We start from the raw sequence: 20,997 nt of genomic DNA on the forward strand, positions 1-20,997 counted from the left end.
TCAGCCGGCGCAGGATTCAATCCAATGATGTCGAGCACGAGCCATGTCGAAAGCAGCAGCGATGCCGAACTGATCCGCGCCAACCGTGGCTTCTACGAATCGTTGTGGTCCGACGCGCGGCTGGTCGGGCCGGAACGTTTCAACACCTGGCCCTTGCTCAACGAACTGGCCGCCGCCGCGCCGCGTCGATTGGAGGTGGCACCCGGCCTGCGCCCACGCCTGCCGCTCGACGGCACCTGCTTCGTCGACATCAGCCATGCCGCCCTGCGTCGTCTGCACGATCGCGGCGCGCATGCTGTCCACGGCATGATCGGTGCGCTGCCCTGCGCCGATGCCAGCTTTGACCTGCTTTGCGCGTTCGACATTCTCGAGCACGTTGTCGATGACGACGGCGCGCTGGCCGAGTTGGCGCGGACAGCGGCGCCCGGCGCGTACATGCTGCTGTCGGTACCGCTGCACCCTGAAGCCTGGACCGCGTTCGATGACTTCGTCGGCCATTGTCGGCGCTACGAACCGGCGCAGATTATCGCCAAGCTCGCGCAGCACGGTTTCACCATCGAATACAGCGCGATCTATGGCATGCAGCCGAAATCCTCGCGCCTGCTCGACCTCGGGCAGTGGTACCTGACCCATCAACGTGAACGCGCGATGTGGTGGTACAACCGGGTACTGATGCCGGTCGCGCTGCGCTTCCAGAAAACACTGCAATGGCGCGACGGCCTGGGCGACACGCAAGGTGTCGACGAGGTGTTGCTGCGCTGCCGCTACCGCCAAGCCGTTGATTGAAAAGCGTTCGATCGCCTCGACGCAAGCATTTGCGGCGACGCAACACAGCGGGAACAAACGGCGCTAAGATGCCTGATCCCCGTCTTTGGCAACTCTCAAGTCCCATGCTTTATCAAATCCACGAATGGCAGCGCTCGTTCCTTGGACCGCTGAGCTACTTCGCGCAGGCCAACGCGCGCATGCTCAACGACAGCGGCACTCCCCTCTCGCAAATGCCGGGTGCCCAGCGAATGGCTGCCGGCTTCGAGTTGTTCCACCGACTGGGCAAGGAATACGAAAAGCCCGAGTTCGGCATCAACAGCGCCACGGCGCACGGGCAAGAGATCGCGGTGATCGAGCGCGTTGCGCTGGACAAGCCCTTTTGCCAGCTCAAGCGCTTCAAGCGCTTCAGTGACGATCCGGACACCATCGAGAAGATGAAGAACGATCCGGTCGTGCTCCTGGTCGCGCCATTGTCCGGTCATCACGCCACCTTGCTGCGCGACACCGTGCGCACGCTGTTGCGCGATCACAAGGTCTACATCACCGACTGGGTCGATGCGCGCATGGTGCCGACGACAGCCGGGGCGTTCAGCCTGGATGACTATGTCGGCTATATCGAGGAGTTCATCCGGCATATTGGTGCCAGCGAACTGCATGTGATCTCGGTCTGCCAACCGACCGTGCCGGTGCTGGCGGCGGTGTCGCTGATGGCCGCGCGCGGTGAGGCTACGCCGCGCAGTCTGACCATGATGGGCGGACCGATCGATCCGCGCTGCAGTCCCACCAGCGTCAACAACCTGGCCACCAAGCAGCCGCTTTCCTGGTTCCAGGGCAATGTGATCCACACCGTGCCGGCGAACTATCCCGGTCGCGGCCGTGAGGTCTATCCGGGTTTCCTGCAGCACGCCGGCTTCATCGCGATGAACCCCGGTCGCCACCTCAATTCACATTGGGATTTCTACCAGGACCTGCTGCGCGGCGACCTGGACGACGCGCAGTCGCACCGCAAGTTCTACGACGAGTACAACGCCGTGCTCGACATGCCGGCCGAGTACTACCTCGACACGATCAGCACGGTGTTCCAGCAGTTCCTGTTGCCACGCGGATTGTGGGACGTGGCCGGCGAACGGGTGGACCCGGGCGCGATCAAGCACAGCGCCCTGCTCACCATCGAAGGTGAACTGGACGATATCTCCGGCATCGGACAGACCGAAGCGGCGCATGGCTTGTGCAGCGGCATTCCGACCGAAAAAAGCGTGCACAAGGTGATCGAAGGCGCCGGTCATTACGGCATCTTCAGCGGTCGTCGCTGGCGCGAAACCGTCTACCCGCAGGTGCGCGACTTCATCCGCAAGTTCGATACCGCGCAGGCAACTGCATCTGCAGCCCCGACCAACGTGTCGGCGATCAGCCGCGCGCGAAAAACGCGCTGAAGGCATCGACGACGCGGGCAATCCCCGCGTCGTCGATATCCAGATGCGTCACCAGCCGCAGCGTAGGCAGATAGCCGATACTGATGCGGATGCCGGCAGCACGCAGGTGGACGTCCAATTCGCGCAGTCGATCAGCGGGCACGTCGATGAAGACCATGTTGGTGTATTGCCCAAGCAGGTCGATGCGAGCGATTTCGCGCAGTCGACCGGCCAGGTACGCCGCACGCTGATGGTCATCGGCCAGCCGCGCCACGTGATGATCCAGCGCGTATTGACCGGCCGCCGCCAGCATGCCGGCCTGACGCCAGCCGCCACCGGCCACTTTGCGCCAGCGTCGCGCCTTGTCGATCAACACCGTTGAACCGACCAGCAGCGAACCGACCGGCGCGCCCAGGCCTTTTGAGAGGCACACCGACACGCTGTCGAAATACTGTGCGATGTCGCGCGCCGGCACGTTGCTGGCAACCGCCGCATTGAAGAGGCGTGCGCCATCCAGATGGATGCCCAGGCCACGCTCGCGGGCAAACGCATGCGCCGCGCGCAGATACTCCAGCGGCAGCACCCGGCCGTGCCAGGTATTTTCCAGTGCGAGCACGCGTGTGCGGGCGAAATGCGGATCGATCGGCTTGATCGCCGCAGCCAACTTGTCCAGCGGCAGCGTACCGTCGGCATCATGCGGTATCGGCTGCGGCTGGATCGATCCCAGTACCGCGGCGCCACCGCCCTCGAACTTGTAGGTGTGCGCGTCGGCGCCGACCAGGTATTCGTCACCACGCTCGCAGTGCGCCATCAGCGCCAGCAGGTTGGACTGCGTGCCGGTCGGCACAAACAGCGCCGCCTCCATGCCCAGGTCATCAGCGATGCGCTGCTGCAGGGCATTGACCGTAGGGTCTTCGCCATACACATCGTCACCGACTTCCGCCGCCACCATCGCCTCACGCATCGCAGGCGTCGGCCGCGTCACCGTGTCACTGCGCAGATCAATCAGGTTCACAGCCGTTTCTCTTCGAGGTGGGGGCGTCGAGAGTGCCCGTTCGTCAGCGCTCGGGCAAGTGGAGATCGTCCACTTGCCCGAAGGTATCGGCGCGGATCACGGCAAGCCTCTTCAGGCCGTGGCCATGCTAGCCATGCTTCCTGAAATACAGCCACGCAGCGAGCGCCAGCAGCACCGCTGGCAACAGGTTGGCGACCATCGGCGGGATCCCGTAGACGGTGCCGAAACTGACCATCGCCTTCTGCAGGAAGTACCAGCCGATCGCCAGCAACATACCGATGAACATGCGCTTGCCCAAGCCACCCGACCGCAAGGTGCCGAACGCGAACGGCATCGCGCAAAACACCAGCACCAGCACGTTGAGCGGATAGAGCACGCGCGCCCACAGAGCAATCGCATAGACGCCGGCCTTTTCGCCGTTGCTCTCCAGATACTGGATGTTGCGGCGCAGGTCACGAATGGGCAGGTATTGCGGCAGGATCAGAGATTGTTCCAGCACCTGCGGATTGAGTCGCGAATCCCAGTGCTCGCTGACCGCCGTGGAACTGTGCGTACCGGCATTGTCCAGCGTGGTGCTCCGCACGTTCTGCAGGATCCATTCACGACCGTTGTGTACGGCGGTCTGGGCCTGGTCGAAGCGGGTGACCTGCCCATCGGGGGTGAACGTCAGCACGCGCACGTCAACCAGCTGCACTTCGTCGTGCAACGCGCCATGCTTAAGCAAGCTGCCCTTCGCATTGATGATGCGGTCGCCATCGCGCGCCCACAGGCCGCTGTTGGTGTTCGCGCCGATGTTGCCGGACTTCAGCCGCAACTCCATCGCCTGCGCCTGCTGATCACCCCATGGTCCGGCCGTTTCGCCAAGAATCACCACGCAGACGATCAGCATCGCGACCACACCGGATGCCGACACCGCGATGCGCAGCTTGGACATGCCGGCCGCACGCAACGCGGTCAACTCACCGTTCGCCGCCAGGCCACCCAGGGCAAGCAAACCACCGATCAGCGCGGCATTGCCGAACATCTCGTAAAGCCTGCGCGGAAACGTCACCAGCACGTAGACCACGGCATTGAGCACCGTATAGCCGTTCTTGCCGACGTCGCCCAGTTGGTGCATGAACTGGTACACCGCATCCAGTCCGGTGAGCACGAGCCATACCATCAGCAGCGAGCCGAGTACCGTGGTGCCGATCAGCCAGTCGACACGCTTGAAACGCCACATCATCGGGCACCGGCCTGGCGCACTTTGCGCGGCATGTACTGGCGGCGGAACATCCAGGCGGCCAGTGCAAACACCAGCAGAGTCACGATCCACATCGGCGTGGCGTGATGCCAACGGCCTTTGACGATCTGGCTGCGGCACAGCTCCAGCAGCAGGAAATAGAGATAGAAACTGAGGACCGCCAGCAACAGACGTCCGTAACGCGGCTCGCGCGGGCTCTGCCTCGACAAGGGCAGTGCCAGCATCAGCAGCGCAAGCGTCATCGCCGGTGCGATCACGCGCCACGCCAACTCCGCACGGGAGTCAGGTGTGTCCACCCTCAGCAACGCGAACGTGGTCATCCCCGCTGTCGGATCCTCGTCATTGTTCTCGGACTGAACATCCGACAGTGAGCTGTCGTTCTGCTCGTACTTCATCTTTCGCCAGTCGTCGGCACCCAGCGGTATGTCGTATTGCCAACCATCGCTCAAGGCGAGGAATCGACTGTTGCCGTCGCTCTCCTGATAGAGCTGGCCGTGCTTGCCGGTGACCACCTTGAGGTGATGGGTGCCGTCCTTGCCGATGCGTTCGGTGGACAGGAAGGTCTTGCCGAGCAGGCTGCCGTCGCGGCTCAGGGTATCGACCAGAATGATGCCGCCCTTGCCCGGCAGCGAGGTAAACCGGCCGGCGTCGAGCCCGGCAGCAATCACCGAGCGGTTGGCCGCCGCGACCAGGCTATCCGAAGTTCGCGAAGCCCATGGACCGACCCACATCGACACGATGCCCACCAGCACCGCGACTCCCACCGCCAGCAAGGTCATGGGGCGCAGCAGACCGCGCGCACCCATGCCGGACGAGGCCAGCACGTGCATCTCGCTTTCACGGTACATCCGGCCGAGCCCGTTGAGCACGCCAAGAAAGGCGGACAACGGCAGCACGACGCTCAAGCCATTCAGCATCGTCAGCCCCAGTACCTGGAACATGACGCTGGCCGGAAAGCTGCCGTTGGCGACCTGTTTAAGCACGGTCGCGAACTGCGAACCCGCCATGATCGCCACCAGCACAATGGCGGTGGCTATCACGGTCTGGGCCAGTTCACGCAGGAAATAGCGGTCGAGAATGCTCAGCATGCGATAAGATGAAAAGCCCAGTGTCGTGCCGCAACCGGCCGGCAAACCCCGATTCTAGCCTGTCCGGCGCACGCCGGCTTCCCGTAGGACGACCATCGATGACGCTTCAGTTCAGCCTAGCCACCGCCGCCCCCGAAACGATCGACACTGCCTGCGTGGTGGTCGGCATCTACGAAGGCGGCGTCTTCAGCAGTGCCGCTGCCCGCGTGGACAGCGCCGCTGACGGCGCCATCAAGCGCCAGGTGGAAAGTGGCGACATCAGCGGCAAAGCCGGTTCCAGCACCGTGCTGTTCGCCCCCCACGGTGTCAAGGCACGCCGCGTGCTGGTGGTCGGCCTGGGTACCCAGAAATCGTTCGACGCCGCGCGCTATCAGAAGGTCAACATCGAGGCAGTGCGTGCACTCGGCCGTCTGCCGATCGACAGCGCGGTCTCCTACCTGTCCGAAATCGACGTGCCGGGTCGCGACGCCGCTTGGCGCGTACGCACGGCCGTGCTGGCCGCCGATCACGCGAGCTACCGTTACACGGCCACCTTCAAGCCGCGCGAAAAGAGCGCGCAGCCGGAGCTGGCCACCCTCGCCTTCGCCGGCGACAGCAACTCGCAAGCCCGGCTGGATCAGGCCATCGCGATTGCCGAAGGCGTGCGTTTCGCACGCGAGCTGGCCAACCTGCCGCCGAACATCTGCAACCCCGCCTACATCGCAGACCAGGCCAAGGCGTTCGCCGACGGGCAGGACGACAAAGTCAGCTGCAACGTGCTTGACCATGTCGAAATGGAAAAGCTCGGCTTCGGTTCGCTGCTGGCCGTCGCCCGCGGCTCGGTCAACAAGCCTAAGCTGGTGGTGCTCGAATACAAGGGCGGCAACGACGGCGACAAGCCGTACGCGTTCGTCGGCAAGGGCGTCACGTTCGATTCCGGCGGCATCAGCCTGAAGCCGGGCGCGGGCATGGAAGAAATGAAGTTCGACATGGGTGGCGCCGCCGGCGTGATCGGCGGCTTCATCGCCGCGGTCAAGATGAAGCTCAAGCTCAACCTGGTCTGCGTGGTGCCGACCGTGGAAAACATGCCGGACGGCGACAGCTACCGCCCCAGCGACGTGGTGACGAGTCTGTCCGGCCTGACCATCGAAGTGCTCAACACCGACGCCGAGGGCCGGCTGATCCTGTGCGACGCGCTGACCTACACCGCGCAGACGTTCCAGCCGCACACCATCATCGATGCCGCCACGCTCACCGGCGCCTGCGTTATCGCGCTGGGCAAGCATGCCACCGGCCTGATGAGCAAGCATGACGACCTCGCCGCCGAGTTGCTCGCCGCGGGCGACGAAACGCTCGACCGTGCGTGGCGCCTGCCGCTGTGGGACGACTATCAGGCACAGCTCGATTCCGGTTTTGCCGACATCGCGAACATTGGTGGCAAGAGTGCCGGTGCGATCACCGCCGCCTGTTTCCTGTCGCGCTTTACCGAGGGCCAGCGCTGGGCGCACCTGGACATCGCCGGCACCGCATGGGACGAAGGCCGCAAGGGCCTGGCCACCGGCCGCCCCGTCTCGCTGCTGGCACAGTGGCTGATCGATCGCTGCGCGTAATCCCAGACACGTAGGTGGGTTGAGCGTAGCGATGCCCAACGTGGGTATGCGGCATTGTTGGGCATCGCTACGCTCACCCCAACCTACGCGTTGATCGATCGTTGCGTATAACCCAACAACGCACACCACCACGTTGGGTATCGCTCGCTCACCCCAACCTACCGAGCCTTTTCATGCCACGCGCCGACTTCTACTTGATCGACAGCAAGCCACGCTTTCGCGAGCAGCCCTTGCTGCTGGTGTGCGAGCTGGCGAAGAAGGCATTCGCCACGCAGCAGCCCGCGTTGATCCTTTGCCGCGACTACGCACAGGCCGAAGCGCTGGATGAACTGCTGTGGGCGTTTGACGACGACGCGCTGATTCCGCATCAGCTGGCCGGCGACGACGACGACGCGGACACCGCCGTACTGATCGTGCCGCCGGGCATCGACACCGAAGATCGTCCGCTGGTGATCAACCTGCGCGAAAGTTGCCCCGTTGGTCAGTACCAGCGCGTGCTCGAAGTGGTAGCCGCGGAGCCCGCCGAGCGCGACGGTTCACGCACGCGCTGGCGCGAATACCAGCGGCTCGGTTTTGAACTGCACAAGAACGATATGTAGTTCGTGGTGAAGCATCGCGACTGAAGTCGCTCCCACAGGGGCACGAGGGTTAGCAGGCTCTTGTGGGAGCGACTTCAGTCGCGATGCTCTACCGCACCCCCATCTCGGCCGAGGGCGCAGCCGCGATCGACGCCAGCGCGCTGGCCAGCTGCTCGCCGCTGAGCGGCTTGCGCAGAAAACCATCCATGCCCGCCGCACGCGCACGCGCCTCGTCCGCACTGCCGGAACGTGCAGTCACAGCCACGATCGGCATGCGCTGCCCGGCATGCTCGCGCTGGCGTATCAACCGGGCTATCTGGAAGCCGTCAACCCCGGGCAAATCGAGATCCAGCAGCACGGCATCGAATCTGCCGTGTCCCAGCTCGGCCATCGCAGCCAACCCATTGGCAACGTGGCAGACCGTATGTCCCTGTTGCTCCAGCAAACCCCGGATGACGGCGGCGACAATTGTGTCGTCTTCGACCAGTAGCAAGCGATAGACCCGGGCCGGGTCAGTGTCTGTCGCTGGCGACGGCGATGCTTGCGGCGGCTCGGGCAACGGCAGCCGTACATGGAACGTGCTGCCATGCGCCAGTCGCGACTCGAGCTCGATGCTGCCGCCCATCATGTCCACCAGCTCACGGCAGATTGCCAACCCCAATCCACTGCCGGCACGTCGCTGTGGGCCCTCCTCCTGTTCGAAGCGCTGGAACAGGCGCATCTGGCTCGCCTCGGGAATGCCGGGGCCGGTATCGCTGACACTGAACAGCAAACCGTTGCTGATCCGTCGCACGCGCAGCGTCACGCTGCCCCGCTCGGTGAACTTCAACGCATTGTTGGCGAGGTTCAACAGCACCTGCTTGATCCGCACCGCATCGCCAACCACCCGCTCGGGCAGGTCGTCGGCCAGATCCAGCACGAAGTGAAGGCCCTTGGCATATGCAAGCCCCTGTTCAAGCTGGGCGACATCGTCGACCAGCTGACGCGGGTCGAACGGCGCCGGCTCCAGTTCCAGCCGGCCGGCCTCGATCCGGGCCAGATCCAGCGCGTCGTTGAGCAACTTCAGCAGCATCCCGCCGGAGCGCTGCATGGCCATCGTGTAGTCGTGCTGCTGCGGGTTGAGCGGTGTGCTCAGCAACAACTCGGCCATGCCCATCACACCGGTCATCGGCGTGCGGATCTCGTGGCTCAGCGTGGCCAGGAACTGCGTCTTCGCCGCGCTGGCCGCTTCGGCCATCTGCCGCTGCTGCTCTGCCAGCTGGATGCGGTGCCGTTGCGCCAGACGCCGACGCCAGTTGCGCAAGAGCAGCCCGCCGATGGCCACCACCAACAGCGCATACACCAGCCAGGCCCACCAGCGCTGCCATGGCGGCGCCTGCACCCGGATCGTCAGCGGCGTGACCAGCTGACCCCATACATCTCCCGCTCCGGCTCCCATCACTTTCAGCTTGTAATCACCGGCAGGCAATCCGGCGAAGTCCCGCTCGCCGCGGTTGTCCACATCGACCCACTCGGTATCGAAACCATCCAGGCGGTAGCGGTAATGATTGACGGCGGGATTGATGAATGAAGCCGCACGTACATCAACATGCAGATCACGATCACGCCAGCCCAGGGACACGATCTTGCTGTCCGCGGGCAGGTCATGCGTCTTGCCGTCCTGTTGCACGCTCAGATGCATCAAGGTCAGCGACGGCGGTGAAGGAGTCGGGTCGTTCGATTGCAGGAGTCGCTCCGGCTGGAACGCAACGACGCCACCGCCGTTGGCGCCAAACAGGATTCCATTCGGGGCCGCGGCGGTCGCGCCGCCGCTGAAATCCGCATACGAAAGGCCTTGCGAAGGGCCAAACGAGATGAAGCGGCGCGTGTGTGCATCAAGTCTCCACAAGCCGGGATTGGCGAACACCCATAGCTGACCTTCCCGATCGACCTGCAAGTCGCTCAAGTCGGACGCGAACTCTTCATGGCTGATGTCGATGCTGTCGTCGCGCACGGCACGATCGTCGGCGTATCTGTAGTGCTCGAACGCAGCGCGGGTGGCCACCCAGAAACCGGTGGCATCGAATGCAAAGATCAGGATTTCCTGGCGCGGCACGCCTTGCACGAAAGCCAGCTTGCGGGCCTTGTCGTCCCAGCGCATCAAGCCGCCCGCGCTCGCATACCAGAGGCTGCCCCGGTGAAAGGTGAGCTGATCCGGGAGCAGGGTATCGCCCGCCCCTCTATCCGGTGACACCGGCTCCAACGGCACGGGCGTCACGCGCAGGCTGTCCGGGTCAATCGCGAATACACCCTCGCCCCAGGATGCGACAAATACCTTCCCGTCGTCAGCGCCGGACAAGAGCACGGGGCGTGTCATGTGCGCGTTGCCTGGCTTGATGTCGATGAGCTTGCCGCGGCCGAACACATGGAGCGCTCCGGGAACGGCGATCCACAGACGGCGACGCGCGTCCTCCGCCAGCGCCACGATCTGCTCACGGTTTCCCTGCACGACATGCTGGGCGCGGCCGGTATTCACATCCAGCTTGTCGATCCAGCCATTCTCGCCACCGACCCACAGCTTGCCGTCGCGACTCATGAGTATCGTCGACGCCGCAATATTGGAAAGGCTGCCGGGGTCGTCCGGGATATGGGTAAAGCGCGTGAATCCGTTCCAGCCTGGTGGCAAGTAGGCAATGCTGGAATCGTCGAAGGTTACCCAGAAACCACCTTCGCGATCGAGCGCGGTCTGCCATGTCTTGTTACCGGGCAAGCCGCCCGGCAGCAACGGCTGTCCGGTGATCGATTGCAGTTGTCCGTCACCTTCATCCAGCAGTAGTCCATCAACATCGCCGATCCACAACCGCCGCTGCGCGTCACGCGTGCTGCTCAGGACGCGCAGCGATGACAGTTGCTGGTTTGCAAGTGGGCGCGCCACACCGTCCGCACCGATGATCAGCAATCCACCCGTAACCGCTACCCGGACTTCGCCGTGGTCGCCATCGATGTGCCAGATCTTGCCCAGATCGCCATGGAACGCAGGATCCACCGGCACGCGATGTATCGAGCCATCGGCCCGGCGCAGGTACAGACCACTCTCTGCACCGATCCACAGCCGGCCATCCGCCTCGGCAAGCAGTGCGCGCGTGGGGCCATACGACGCGGGATGCGTTCCATCCACATCCGGCGAAAGGTGATCGAAGCCGGTTCCATCGGCACGCATGCGGTCCAGGCCACCCTGCGATGCGACCCATAGTTGGCCGTCAGGGGTTTGCGCGATGCTCCACACTTCATTGCTGGCGAGACTGGCTGGGTTTGTGTCGTCATGCTCCCAGTGCCGGAAGCGGCCGCTCGACGGATCACGAGCGATCAGCCCGTTTGAAATGCCCCCGCTCCAGATGCGGTTGTCGCGGTCGACAAACAGGCAATACACAGCACCTTCAGGTATCGACAGCGGATCGTCGACGGCATGTCGGAAGACTTTGAAGCCGACGCCGTCATAGCGCACCAAGCCGCCGGCCGCGCCAAACCACATCAGGCCATTGTGGTCCTGTGCCACCGCGTAAATCGTTCCGTCGGGTAAACCATCGGCCACACCGTAACGACGGAACTGGGGGGTCGCCATGGGCACCGATCCGACCTTCGATGCCGTCGCCGCAGCATTGACGGTGTCGCCACCGTTCGCCACCGGCGCCAATGAAGAGACCGCCAAAACTACGTTCAGCACGAACGATACAAACATGCGCAGATCCCCTCACCCCGATCCATCATGCCAAAACCGGGCCGATGCGGCGAGCACGGTAATCTGGTGCCGGTAGCTTTTCGGCCGGAACTTTTTCGAATGGGGCGGCGCACGGGCATGCACGAATGTCCCGCGGCCCGCGCTTGCCGTTTACCGCGCTTGCCGCTGCGGCGCTGCCCCACTCGCCGCAGGTGAAGGCGCTCGATCAGAACGATGGGGCGCCCGCCTGCAGGAATTGCCGCCCATGCAGGCAACGGCTGCGGCAGCTAACGACACTCACCACCGATGCATGGAGTGAACGCAATGAATCATCAACGACACATTGAAGGGGCCAATTGCAAGGTGCGCGCCAGCGAAACAATCCGTTCCGCAGCGGACAGCTGGCGCGCCCGTTCGGGATCGGCGAGACTTCCGCATATGTTGCGCTCCTGTCCAATCAGCTGGTTGCTGTGGCTCACCGCGATCCTGCTGCCGTTTACGCCGGTGCACGCCGCGAGCGCGAGCTATGGCTATGACACCGTGCACAGCCAGATCCTCTTCAGCATCGATCACGATGGCTACTCGCGTCCGTTTGGACGGCTGCATCTTGCCAAGGGCTGGCTGCGTTTCGATCCGGACAACTGGACGACGGCAGCCACCGAACTGGATATCGATCTATCGGGCCTGGACATGGGTGATGCGGCCTGGAATGCAGCCGTTTGCAAACCGGCATTGCTCGATTGCGCACACAACCGCTATGCGCACTTCGTCAGTACCAGCGTCGAACGCAAGGACGACCGTCACGGCGTTCTGCACGGTCAGCTGACCATGCGCGGTATCACCCAGCCACTGAGCGTACCGTTCACGTTCAACCGCGCGGCGAAGACAATCTACGGCCTGCACACCGTCGCCGGCTTCTCGGCAACCGCCACACTGGATCGCAACGCGTTCGGTATCACCGCCAATCGCGATTCGATCGGTCACGATGTGAACGTGTGGCTGGAGCTTGAGGCAATCCGCGACGACCATGCCGGCCAGCCTTCGACCAGTCAATCTTCAGCCAGCCCACCTTCAAAGGAACAACCATGAGTCTGCGCAGCAATGACCGCCAATGGGGTTCGGTCGCCAAGACCTTCCATTGGATCATCGCGCTGGCCATCCTCGGCAACGGCACTTTCGGACTGCTGATGGATGAGGCAAGTTCGCCGATGCAGAAGATCAACTGGCTCGCGTTGCACAAATCGATCGGCCTGACCGTGCTCGCGCTCTTCCTGTTGCGTGTGCTCTGGCGCTTGGGCGATCGTCGCCCCCCCGAAGAGCCCGCCCCGCGCTGGCAGCAGCTCGCTGCACATCTCACGCACGGCGTGCTGTACCTGCTGATTGCAGCGATTCCGCTCAGCGGCTGGTGGTTCAACTCGGTCACTGGCAAACCACTGCAATGGTTCAAGCTGTTCAACGTGCCCGCGCTGGCGGCGAAGAACGATGACCTGACGCATTTCGCGCAGGGCCTGCATGAGTACCTTTTCTGGTTTTTAATACTGGTGCTGGTGGCGCATGTCGGAGCTGCGCTGAAACACCATGTGTTTGATCGCGACAACGTGCTGCGCCGGATGCTGCCATTTAGCCGTCCACACAACGACTCCACTCCCCGAGGAAATTCCTGATGAAACGTCTTGCGTTGCTTCTGGGCATGTTCGCCCTTCCCGTTGCCGGCATCGCCGCCGACTACGCCGTGCAAGCGGCTGCCAGCAAGCTCAGCTTCAGCGACACGTTCCAGGGCTCCGCATTCACAGGCAGTTTCAACCAGTGGACTGCGGCTATCAGTTATGACCCCGCCCACCTCGCAACATCGAAATTCGATGTTACGGTGACGCCGGCCAGTGCCCAGACCGGCGACAAGGATCAGGAAAAAGCCTTGCCTGGCGCAGATTTCTTCAACGTCGGGAAGTTTCCCACCGCGCATTTCGTCAGCACCGGCTTTCGCCAGAACGGTGCGCAGGTGATTGCCGACGGCAACCTGACCTTGCGCGGCGTGACCAAGCCGGTAAGCCTGATGGTCACATTCAAACCCCAGGGTACCGGTGCCACGATGGACGTGAGCGGTAGCGTGAAGCGGCTGGACTTTGGCGTGGGCGGCGGCGATTACGCTGACACTTCTGTCATTGGTGCGGACGTGAAAATTGCCGCGCACCTGCAACTCGCCGCGAAATAATCGGTTGCCACACGATGGCGACCAAAACGCTAAACGTCTGAAGTCACGCCACGCGTAGACACGCACGTTGTTGTGGGAGCGACTTCAGTCGCGATGCTCTGGCGCAGATGGTGGAAAGAGCATCGCGACTGAAGTCGCTCCCACAAATACAGGTGCGCTTCTACAGCAGAAATTCGCGCACGGCTGCCACATCGAATGGCCAATCCAGCTCGCGACCGCTGGTCTCATTGCGCAACACCGGCACCCGCGTGCCGTAGCGCTGCTCAAGCTCGTCGCTATCGTCGACCCATACGCTGTCGAAATCCGGCGTGCGGGCCTCGGCCAGCACGGCCAGTGCGAGGTCACACAGGTGGCAGTAATCGCGCTGGTACAGGATCAGATCGGACATGCGGTTGCGAATGGACTGCCAAAGACGGGTACGCCGCGTAGAATAGCCGGTTCACTCCATAGATCAGCAGTACAACCATGGCTGTCAGCGTATTTGACCTGTTCAAGATTGGCATCGGCCCCTCTTCCTCGCACACGGTGGGGCCGATGCGCGCAGCCGCCCGCTTCGCCGAACGCTGGCTGGAGGAAAAAGGCGTACTCGACAAGGTAAGCCGAGTGCGCGCCGAGCTGTATGGCTCGCTGGCGATGACCGGTCGCGGCCACGGCACCGACAAGGCCGTGCTGCTTGGGTTGGAAGGCGAGCATCCGGACACCGTCGATCCGGATCAGATTCCTCAGGTACTCGAACGCATCCGCGGCACTCAGCGTCTGCGTGTGCTCGGTAAGCACGAGATCGAGTTCGACGAAAAGCGCGACCTCATCTTCAACAAGCGTCAGAAGCTGCCGTTTCATACCAACGGCATGCGCTTCAGCGCCTACGACGCCGACGGCAACGAATTGGCCAGCCGTGATTACTACTCGGTCGGCGGCGGTTTCGTGGTGAATACCGATGAAGCGGCCGAAGACCGTATCGTCGCCGATACCACCGAACAACCCTACCCGTTTTCCACCGGCGATCAGATGCTCGCGCTGTGCAAGGAACACCACCTGACCATCGCCCAGTTGACGATGGCGAACGAAACAGTCTGGCGCAGCGAGAGCGAGATCCGCGACGGCCTGCTGACCATCTGGAAGGCGATGCAGGATTGCGTCAACCGTGGCCTGAGATCGCCCGGTGTGCTGCCCGGCGGATTGAAGGTCAAGCGTCGCGCACCGGCGATGGCCGATGAATTGCGCAACCAGCCGGAAGCCGCACTGAGGGATCCGCTGACCATCCTGGACTGGGTGAACCTCTACGCACTCGCGGTGAACGAAGAGAACGCCGCCGGCGGTCGCGTGGTCACCGCGCCGACCAATGGCGCGGCAGGCATCGTCCCGGCAGTGCTGCACTACTACCAGCGCTTCTGCCCGAAGGCGAACGATGACGGCGTGATCGAGTTCCTGCTCACCGCCGCCGCGATCGGCATTCTGTACAAGGAGAACGCTTCGATCTCCGGCGCCGAAGTCGGCTGCCAAGGCGAAGTCGGCGTGGCCTGCTCGATGGCCGCCGGCGGTCTCACCGCCGCACTGGGCGGGACGGTCTTGCAGGTGGAGAACGCCGCCGAGATCGGCATGGAACACAATCTCGGCCTCACCTGCGATCCGATCGGCGGTCTGGTACAGATCCCGTGCATCGAACGCAATGCGATGGGCTCGGTGAAGGCAATCAACGCCAGCCGCATGGCACTGAAGAGTGACGGCAAGCATCGCGTCTCGCTCGACAAGGTGATCAAGACCATGCGCGACACCGGCCGCGACATGAAAGACAAGTACAAGGAAACCTCGCGCGGCGGACTCGCGGTAAACGTCATCGAGTGCTGATGCTTCTGCCCCCTCTCCCCCAAGGGGAGAGGGTTGGGGTGAGGGGCAATCCTGCGGTTGCGTCTGACCTTGGCTGCCGCCTTTTCCTACTTCACCGCGAGCACCCGTCCCTCACTTCAGTCCTCTCCCCGATGGGGAGAGCAGGCGCCCCTCGGAGGCTGACAGGCCGCCGACGGGTCTGCCATCATCCAACCCCTGTGGTCGCCTAGGGGCGGCCTATCGATCCCACGGAATCCGAATGTCCTCATCCAGCCCCCTCCACCGCGACGTTGGCCCGTTTGCCCTGATGCTCACTGGCCTGGGCTCGATCATTGGTTCTGGCTGGCTGTTTGGCGCGTGGAAAGCCGCCGGTCTGGCTGGCCCCGGCGCGGTATGGGCGTGGGTGCTGGGCGCGGCGATCATCATGACGATCGCATTGACCTATGCCGAGCTCGGCGCGATGTTTCCCGAATCGGGCGGCATGGTGCGTTACGGCCATTACTCGCACGGCTCGCTGGTCGGCTTCATCGCCGCCTGGGCGAACTGGATCGCGATTGCCTCGGCGACTCCGGTCGAGGCCGAGGCGTCGGTGCAGTACATGTCCAGCTGGAAATGGCAGTGGGCGAAAGACCTGTACATGCATATGCCAGGTGGCCAGGGCGAGCTCAGCCATGCGGGCCTGATGATCGCGGCAGTGCTGGTGGTCATCTATTTCCTGGTGAACTTCTGGAGCGTGAAACTATTCGCGCATTCCAACGCCGCGATCACGGTGTTCAAGCTGGTGGTGCCGGCTGCCACCGGCCTCGCGCTGATCGCCAGCGGCTTTCATAGCGAAAACTTCTCCGTCGGTATCCACGGTGGTTCACACACCACAGATTTCGCGGCCATTCTTACGGCTGTAGCTACCGCCGGCATCGTGTTCAGCTTCAACGGCTTCCAAAGTCCGGTGAATCTGGCCGGTGAGGCGCGCAATCCCGGCAAGAGCATTCCATTCGCGATCATCGGCTCGATTGCCATCGCTACCGTGGTCTACGTGATCCTGCAAGTCGCCTATATCGGCGCCGTGCCTCCGGACATGCTGGCCAAGGCCGGTTGGCACGGTATTGATTTCAGCTCGCCGTTCGCGGAATTGGCGATCATCGTCAACCTGCACTGGCTGGCGATCCTGCTGTACGCCGATGCGTTCATCAGCCCCAGCGGCACTGGCATGACCTACACCGCCACCACCGCGCGGATGCTCTACGGCATGGAGCGCAATGGCACACTGCCGAAAATCCTCGGCAACGTGCATCCGAAGTGGGGCGTGCCGCGCCCGGCGATGTGGACGAATCTCGTGGTGTCGTTCCTGTTCCTGTTCTTCTTCCGCGGCTGGGGCACGCTGGCGGCGGTGATCTCGGTGGCAACGATCATTTCCTATCTCACCGGCCCGGTCAGCGTGATGACGCTGCGCCGTACCGCGACCGAACTGCATCGACCCTTGCGCATCACCGGCCTGCCGATTCTCGCCGGCATCGCGTTCATCATGGCGACCGAGCTGCTGTACTGGGCCAGGTGGCCGCTGACCGGCGAGATCATCCTGCTGATGGTGGTGGCACTGCCGGTGTACCTGTACTACCAGGCCAAGATCGGCTGGCACGATTTCGGGCGTCAGATGAAGGGCGCATGGTGGCTGGTGTTTTACCTGCCGATACTGGCCTTCGTGTCATGGGCCGGCAGCACCACGTTCGGTGGCCACGGTTATCTGCCCTATGGCATGGACCTGGCCGTGGTCGCGTTGATCGGCCTGGTGTTCTACGTCTGGGGCGTGAAATCCGGCTGGCGCACTCCGTCGGTCGAAGCGGCGCAATTGGCAGCGCAAGCTGATCCACTGGCGCCGCTGGTGCCGCCGGATGAAGAGACGGCAGAGCGCATCACCGGCCATTGAGCCTCGGTCAAGCAATCCCCCAAGAACGCGCGGCGAATAACCGCGCGTTTTTTTTGCACGTTGGGCATCGCTGCGGTCACCTCAACCTGGGAGAGCTCACGTCAGCGCCAAGACCGAAGGTTGGAGTGAGCGCCAGCCAAGCCCAACTTCATCTCGGGTCCGATGTCGGGCATGCCTGCGCCACCGGCATCAAACCGCCGCCGGCGCATTAACGCGCGCTGAGCGCCGAGAGTTGTACATTCGCCGCTTGGAACGGAGCTTTCACGTTGGTCAAGCAAGGCACGTTACTCAAGCAAGGAAGGAACCTTTAGATGAATACCCAGAAACCTGTCGACGCCAAAGTCCGAATTTCGAAAGACGGACCCTATCTCGTCTCCGGCGAGCTGCCCTTGCGCAAGGAGATCATCGGCACGAACGACGCCGAAGAGTCGATAAAATGGCAACCGGGGCAAGAATATCCAGCGAAAGCGCAATACGCATTGTGTCGCTGCGGCCACAGCGCGACCAAGCCATTCTGCGATGGCTCACATGCAAAGGTCGGCTTTGACGGCACCGAAACCGCGAGTCGCAAACCCTATATCGAGCAGGCCGAGGTCATACGGGGCCCGACAATGTCGTTGACCGACGTCGAAAGCCTGTGCGCGTTCGCGCGCTTTTGCGATCCACATGGCCAGGTGTGGAATCTCGTCAACGAAACGGACGAACCCACGGCAACCAAACAGTTCGTCAGCCAGACTTGCGCGTGTCCGTCAGGGCGGCTGGTGGCTTGGGACAATGCGACCGGCAAACCGATCGAACCCGCGTTTGCGCCATCGATCGGCCTGATCGAAGACCCTGCCCAGCGTTGCTCCGGACCGATCTGGTTGCGCGGTGGCGTGCAGGTGATCGGGGCGGATGGTTTCGAATACGAAATACGCAACCGCGTGACGCTCTGCCGTTGTGGCGCGTCGAAAAACAAGCCTTTCTGTGACGGGGCGCATGCATCGATCGGATTCAGCGACAGCCAGTGAGCAAGTACCTCAAGGGACATTCGGGATCGTAGGCTGGGCTGCGCGAAGCGAAACCCAACGTTCCCGCAAGCACCATGTTGGGCATCGCTTCGCTCAGCCCAACCTTCGAAGGCACTCACCCGTCAGGATGTAGGTTGGGGTGAGCGCCAGCGAAGCCCAACGTTCCCGCAGCACCGGGTTGGGCATCGCTTCGCTCAGCCCAACCTTCGAAGGCGCGCTCAGCCCAGCGCAAGCAGATCACCCAGCAACGCCTGTGCCGTCACATCGGGCCCGGCACCCGGCCCTTGAATCACCAACGGCTGGGTGTTGTAGCGGGTGGTAGTGAGCGCGAACTGGTTGTCGGTGCCGTAGAGGCGCGCGGCCGGATGAGTCTGCGGCACTTCGACCAGGCCGACGCGAGCACGGCCGCGCTGATTGAGACGAGCCAGGAAACGCAGCACGCAGCCACGCGACTTCGCCTCGGCATGCCGTTGGGCGAGCGGCTCGTCCAGCTCATCCAGGCGGGCGAGAAAGGACTCGGTGTCCAGCGCGCGCAGCGACTCGGGTACCAGACCCTGCACGTCCACCTCGTCCGTGCCGAGCGTGAAGCCGGCATTGCGGGCGATGATCAGCAGCTTGCGGGCGACGTCTTCGCCGGAAAGGTCGGAGCGTGGATCAGGCTCGGTATAGCCCAGTCGACGCGCCTCGCGCAGCAGTTCGGAGAACGGACGGATGCCGTCGTACTGATTGAAAAGCCACGACAGCGAGCCGGAAAACACGCCTTCCAGCGTGAGCAACGCATCGCCGCAGCCACGCAAGCGACGCAGCGTAGACAGCACAGGCAAGCCGGCGCCGACGGTAGCGGAGTCGCCGTAACGGCCACCATTCGCCAGCGCAGCCTGCAACGCTCGCCAGCCAGGCAGCTCGCCGCCTGCCAATGCCTTGTTCGCGGTGACCACGTGATAGCCAAGCACCAGCCATTCGGCGTGGCGCGAGGCCAGGTCCGCGCTAGCCGTAGCATCGACGATCACCTTGGCCGTGGCATCGCTGGCGTCCAGCGCGGCAAGCAGGGCAGCGTCGTCGCGCGCGTCACCCTGACTGTTCAGCTGCTCACGCAGACTGCGACTGGCGAGATCGACGGCAGCGGTCTGCTGCCGACGCGAATTCGCCGCTCCGACCAAGCGCACGCTGGCGGCAGCCGGTGTGTTCAGAAGTTTCAGCAGCGCTCCACCGACCACACCGGTACCAAGCAGGACGATCGCGACGCTGGCAGTGCTGGCGGCGGTAGCGCGAGTCGCAAGTTTCGCCAGCGCACCATCCCGGCCATTCGCGACCGCGACCGCTTCCACCGCAACCGCGCTCATGCAAGCACCCGGCGTTTGGACTTGCCCTTGTCTGCGCTAGCGGCCGCACGCAACAGTGCCGCATCGAGATCACGCAAAAGATCGTCGCCGTCCTCGATACCCACGGACAAGCGCAGCAGGCTATCGGCGATGCCGGCAGTACGGCGTGCCTCCACGGCCATCGATGAATGCGTCATCGTGGCCGGATGCGCGATCAGGCTTTCCACGCCGCCCAGCGATTCGGCCAGAGAAAAGTACTGCAAGCCATCGACGAACGCGGCGATCTGTTCGAGCTCGCCATCCAGTTCAAAACTGAGCATGGCGCCGAAGCCCTGCTGCTGTCGCGATGCCAGCCCGTGCCCGGCATGGTTGGCGAGACCGGGGTAATACACTTTCCGCACGGCCGGATGGCCGTCCAGACGGCTGGCGATGCGCTCGGCATTTTCCTGGTGCTGGCGCAGGCGCACACTCAGGGTACGCAGACCGCGCAAGGTGAGATAGCTGTCGAACGGTGCGCCCGTGAGGCCATTGCAGTTGGCCCACCACTTCAGCTGCTCAAATACTGCGGCCTCGCGCGCCACCACCGCGCCACCGACCACGTCACTATGTCCGTTGATGTACTTCGTCGTGGAATGCACCACCACGTCCGCGCCCAACAGCAATGGTTGCTGCAGCGCCGGCGACAGAAACGTGTTGTCCACCACCACCAGCGCACCCACCGCGTGCGCTGCCTGCGCCACGTGCCGAATATCGGTGATGCGCAGCAGCGGATTGGATGGCGTCTCCACCCATACCAGCGAGGGCCGCTGCGCCAGACCTGCGGCAAGCGCCACGCTGTCGGTGAGATCGGCGAACTCGACGCTGAAACGACCCTTCTTCGCCCACGCGTCAAGTAGGCGCCAGGTGCCACCGTAGCAGTCGTGGGCGGCAAGGATCTTCGATCCCGCCGGCACCAACTCCAGCGCCAGTGCCACCGCCGACATGCCGCTGGAGGTCACCACTGCACCGGCACCCTGCTCCAGTTCCGCCAGCGCGTTGCCGAGCAGGTCGCGGGTCGGGTTGCCACTGCGCGAGTAGTCATAAGCGCGCTTGCTGCCCAGCCCTTCGAAGCTGTAGTTGCTCGACAGGTGTAGCGGCGGCACCACGGCACCGTGCTGGGTATCGCTCTCGATGCCGGCGCGTACGGCGCGTGTACAGGGGGCGGACTCGCTCATTTCAATCTCCAGGTCATTCGATGTGTCGATGTACAAAGGATCTTGTGGGAGCGACTTCAGTGGCGATGCTCCATCGAGTTATCCAAGAAGTCGCTCCC

The 20,997-nt window shown here is 63.3% G+C and carries 17 protein-coding genes; 10 read left to right on the forward strand and 7 right to left on the reverse strand.

The annotated features are described in order from the left end of the window. Positions 1 to 27 precede the first annotated feature (27 nt). Positions 28 to 786: a methyltransferase domain-containing protein gene (locus tag HDE77_RS08590; RefSeq protein WP_184417024.1), complete on the forward strand. Its 759-nt coding sequence runs from the start codon at positions 28 to 30 to the stop codon at positions 784 to 786. A 104-nt stretch (positions 787 to 890) separates the two neighbouring features. Beyond that, on the forward strand, positions 891 to 2,201 hold the full coding sequence (phaZ, locus tag HDE77_RS08595) for a polyhydroxyalkanoate depolymerase (protein WP_184416763.1): 1,311 nt from the start codon (positions 891 to 893) through the stop codon (positions 2,199 to 2,201). Here phaZ and ltaE read toward each other — a convergent pair. From ltaE to lptF, 3 genes are all read right to left on the reverse strand, one after another. Next, positions 2,176 to 3,195, reverse strand: coding sequence for a low-specificity L-threonine aldolase (gene ltaE, locus HDE77_RS08600; RefSeq protein ID WP_184416764.1), 1,020 nt, complete (start codon positions 3,193 to 3,195; stop codon positions 2,176 to 2,178). The genes phaZ and ltaE overlap by 26 nt on opposite strands. 127 nt (positions 3,196 to 3,322) lie before the next feature. Further along, complete coding sequence (gene lptG / locus HDE77_RS08605) at positions 3,323 to 4,417, reverse strand: LPS export ABC transporter permease LptG (RefSeq protein ID WP_255482613.1); 1,095 nt, start codon at positions 4,415 to 4,417, stop codon at positions 3,323 to 3,325. Next, a complete protein-coding gene (lptF, locus tag HDE77_RS08610) occupies positions 4,417 to 5,526 on the reverse strand; it encodes an LPS export ABC transporter permease LptF (protein ID WP_184416766.1) in 1,110 nt (369 codons plus the stop codon). Before lptF ends, lptG begins: the two co-directional genes overlap by 1 nt. 98 nt (positions 5,527 to 5,624) lie before the next feature. On the opposite strand from lptF, the gene HDE77_RS08615 reads away from it, so the two are divergent. Together HDE77_RS08615 and HDE77_RS08620 are read left to right on the forward strand one after the other, a co-directional pair. Beyond that, a complete protein-coding gene (locus HDE77_RS08615; protein ID WP_184416767.1) occupies positions 5,625 to 7,115 on the forward strand; it encodes a leucyl aminopeptidase in 1,491 nt (496 codons plus the stop codon). A 173-nt stretch (positions 7,116 to 7,288) separates the two neighbouring features. Next, complete coding sequence (locus HDE77_RS08620) at positions 7,289 to 7,714, forward strand: DNA polymerase III subunit chi (protein ID WP_184416768.1); 426 nt, start codon at positions 7,289 to 7,291, stop codon at positions 7,712 to 7,714. Positions 7,715 to 7,802: 88 nt separating this feature from the next. Here HDE77_RS08620 and HDE77_RS08625 read toward each other — a convergent pair whose 3' ends face one another. Then, positions 7,803 to 11,411, reverse strand: coding sequence for a hybrid sensor histidine kinase/response regulator (locus tag HDE77_RS08625; protein WP_184416769.1), 3,609 nt, complete (start codon positions 11,409 to 11,411; stop codon positions 7,803 to 7,805). A gap of 417 nt (positions 11,412 to 11,828) precedes the next feature. Here HDE77_RS08625 and HDE77_RS08630 point away from each other — a divergent pair, with 417 nt between their 5' ends. From HDE77_RS08630 to HDE77_RS08640, 3 genes are read left to right on the forward strand one after another with little or no spacing between them, the layout of a single operon-like run. Continuing rightward, positions 11,829 to 12,479, forward strand: coding sequence for a YceI family protein (locus HDE77_RS08630; protein WP_184416770.1), 651 nt, complete (start codon positions 11,829 to 11,831; stop codon positions 12,477 to 12,479). Further along, positions 12,476 to 13,054: a cytochrome b gene (locus HDE77_RS08635; RefSeq protein ID WP_184416771.1), complete on the forward strand. Its 579-nt coding sequence runs from the start codon at positions 12,476 to 12,478 to the stop codon at positions 13,052 to 13,054. The genes HDE77_RS08630 and HDE77_RS08635 overlap by 4 nt, the downstream gene beginning before the upstream one ends. Then, the gene (locus HDE77_RS08640; protein ID WP_184416772.1) at positions 13,054 to 13,602 is read left to right on the forward strand and encodes a YceI family protein; all 549 of its coding nucleotides are present in this window, start codon (positions 13,054 to 13,056) and stop codon (positions 13,600 to 13,602) included. Before HDE77_RS08635 ends, HDE77_RS08640 begins: the two co-directional genes overlap by 1 nt. Positions 13,603 to 13,762: 160 nt before the next feature. Here HDE77_RS08640 and HDE77_RS08645 read toward each other — a convergent pair whose 3' ends face one another. Then, positions 13,763 to 13,990: a glutaredoxin family protein gene (locus tag HDE77_RS08645; protein WP_184416773.1), complete on the reverse strand. Its 228-nt coding sequence runs from the start codon at positions 13,988 to 13,990 to the stop codon at positions 13,763 to 13,765. 77 nt (positions 13,991 to 14,067) lie between these two features. Here HDE77_RS08645 and HDE77_RS08650 point away from each other — a divergent pair, with 77 nt between their 5' ends. The 3 genes from HDE77_RS08650 (at position 14,068) to HDE77_RS08660 (ending at position 18,363) form a co-directional block, all read left to right on the forward strand. Next, complete coding sequence (locus HDE77_RS08650; RefSeq protein ID WP_184416774.1) at positions 14,068 to 15,450, forward strand: L-serine ammonia-lyase; 1,383 nt, start codon at positions 14,068 to 14,070, stop codon at positions 15,448 to 15,450. Positions 15,451 to 15,688: 238 nt separating this feature from the next. Beyond that, positions 15,689 to 17,353, forward strand: coding sequence for an APC family permease (locus HDE77_RS08655; protein ID WP_184416775.1), 1,665 nt, complete (start codon positions 15,689 to 15,691; stop codon positions 17,351 to 17,353). Positions 17,354 to 17,664: 311 nt separating this feature from the next. Next, positions 17,665 to 18,363 carry a CDGSH iron-sulfur domain-containing protein gene (locus HDE77_RS08660; RefSeq protein WP_184416776.1) on the forward strand — a complete coding sequence of 233 codons (699 nt, stop codon included), beginning with the start codon at positions 17,665 to 17,667 and terminating at the stop codon, positions 18,361 to 18,363. Positions 18,364 to 18,581: 218 nt separating this feature from the next. On the opposite strand, the gene HDE77_RS08665 is transcribed toward HDE77_RS08660, so the two are convergent. Further along, on the reverse strand, positions 18,582 to 19,706 hold the full coding sequence (locus HDE77_RS08665) for a homoserine dehydrogenase (protein WP_184416777.1): 1,125 nt from the start codon (positions 19,704 to 19,706) through the stop codon (positions 18,582 to 18,584). Continuing rightward, positions 19,703 to 20,899, reverse strand: coding sequence for a cystathionine gamma-synthase (gene metB / locus HDE77_RS08670; protein ID WP_184416778.1), 1,197 nt, complete (start codon positions 20,897 to 20,899; stop codon positions 19,703 to 19,705). The genes HDE77_RS08665 and metB overlap by 4 nt, the downstream gene beginning before the upstream one ends. Between the last annotated feature and the right edge of the window lie 98 nt (positions 20,900 to 20,997).

This window comes from Rhodanobacter sp. MP7CTX1 (assembly GCF_014205795.1).
Classification (GTDB): domain Bacteria; phylum Pseudomonadota; class Gammaproteobacteria; order Xanthomonadales; family Rhodanobacteraceae; genus Rhodanobacter.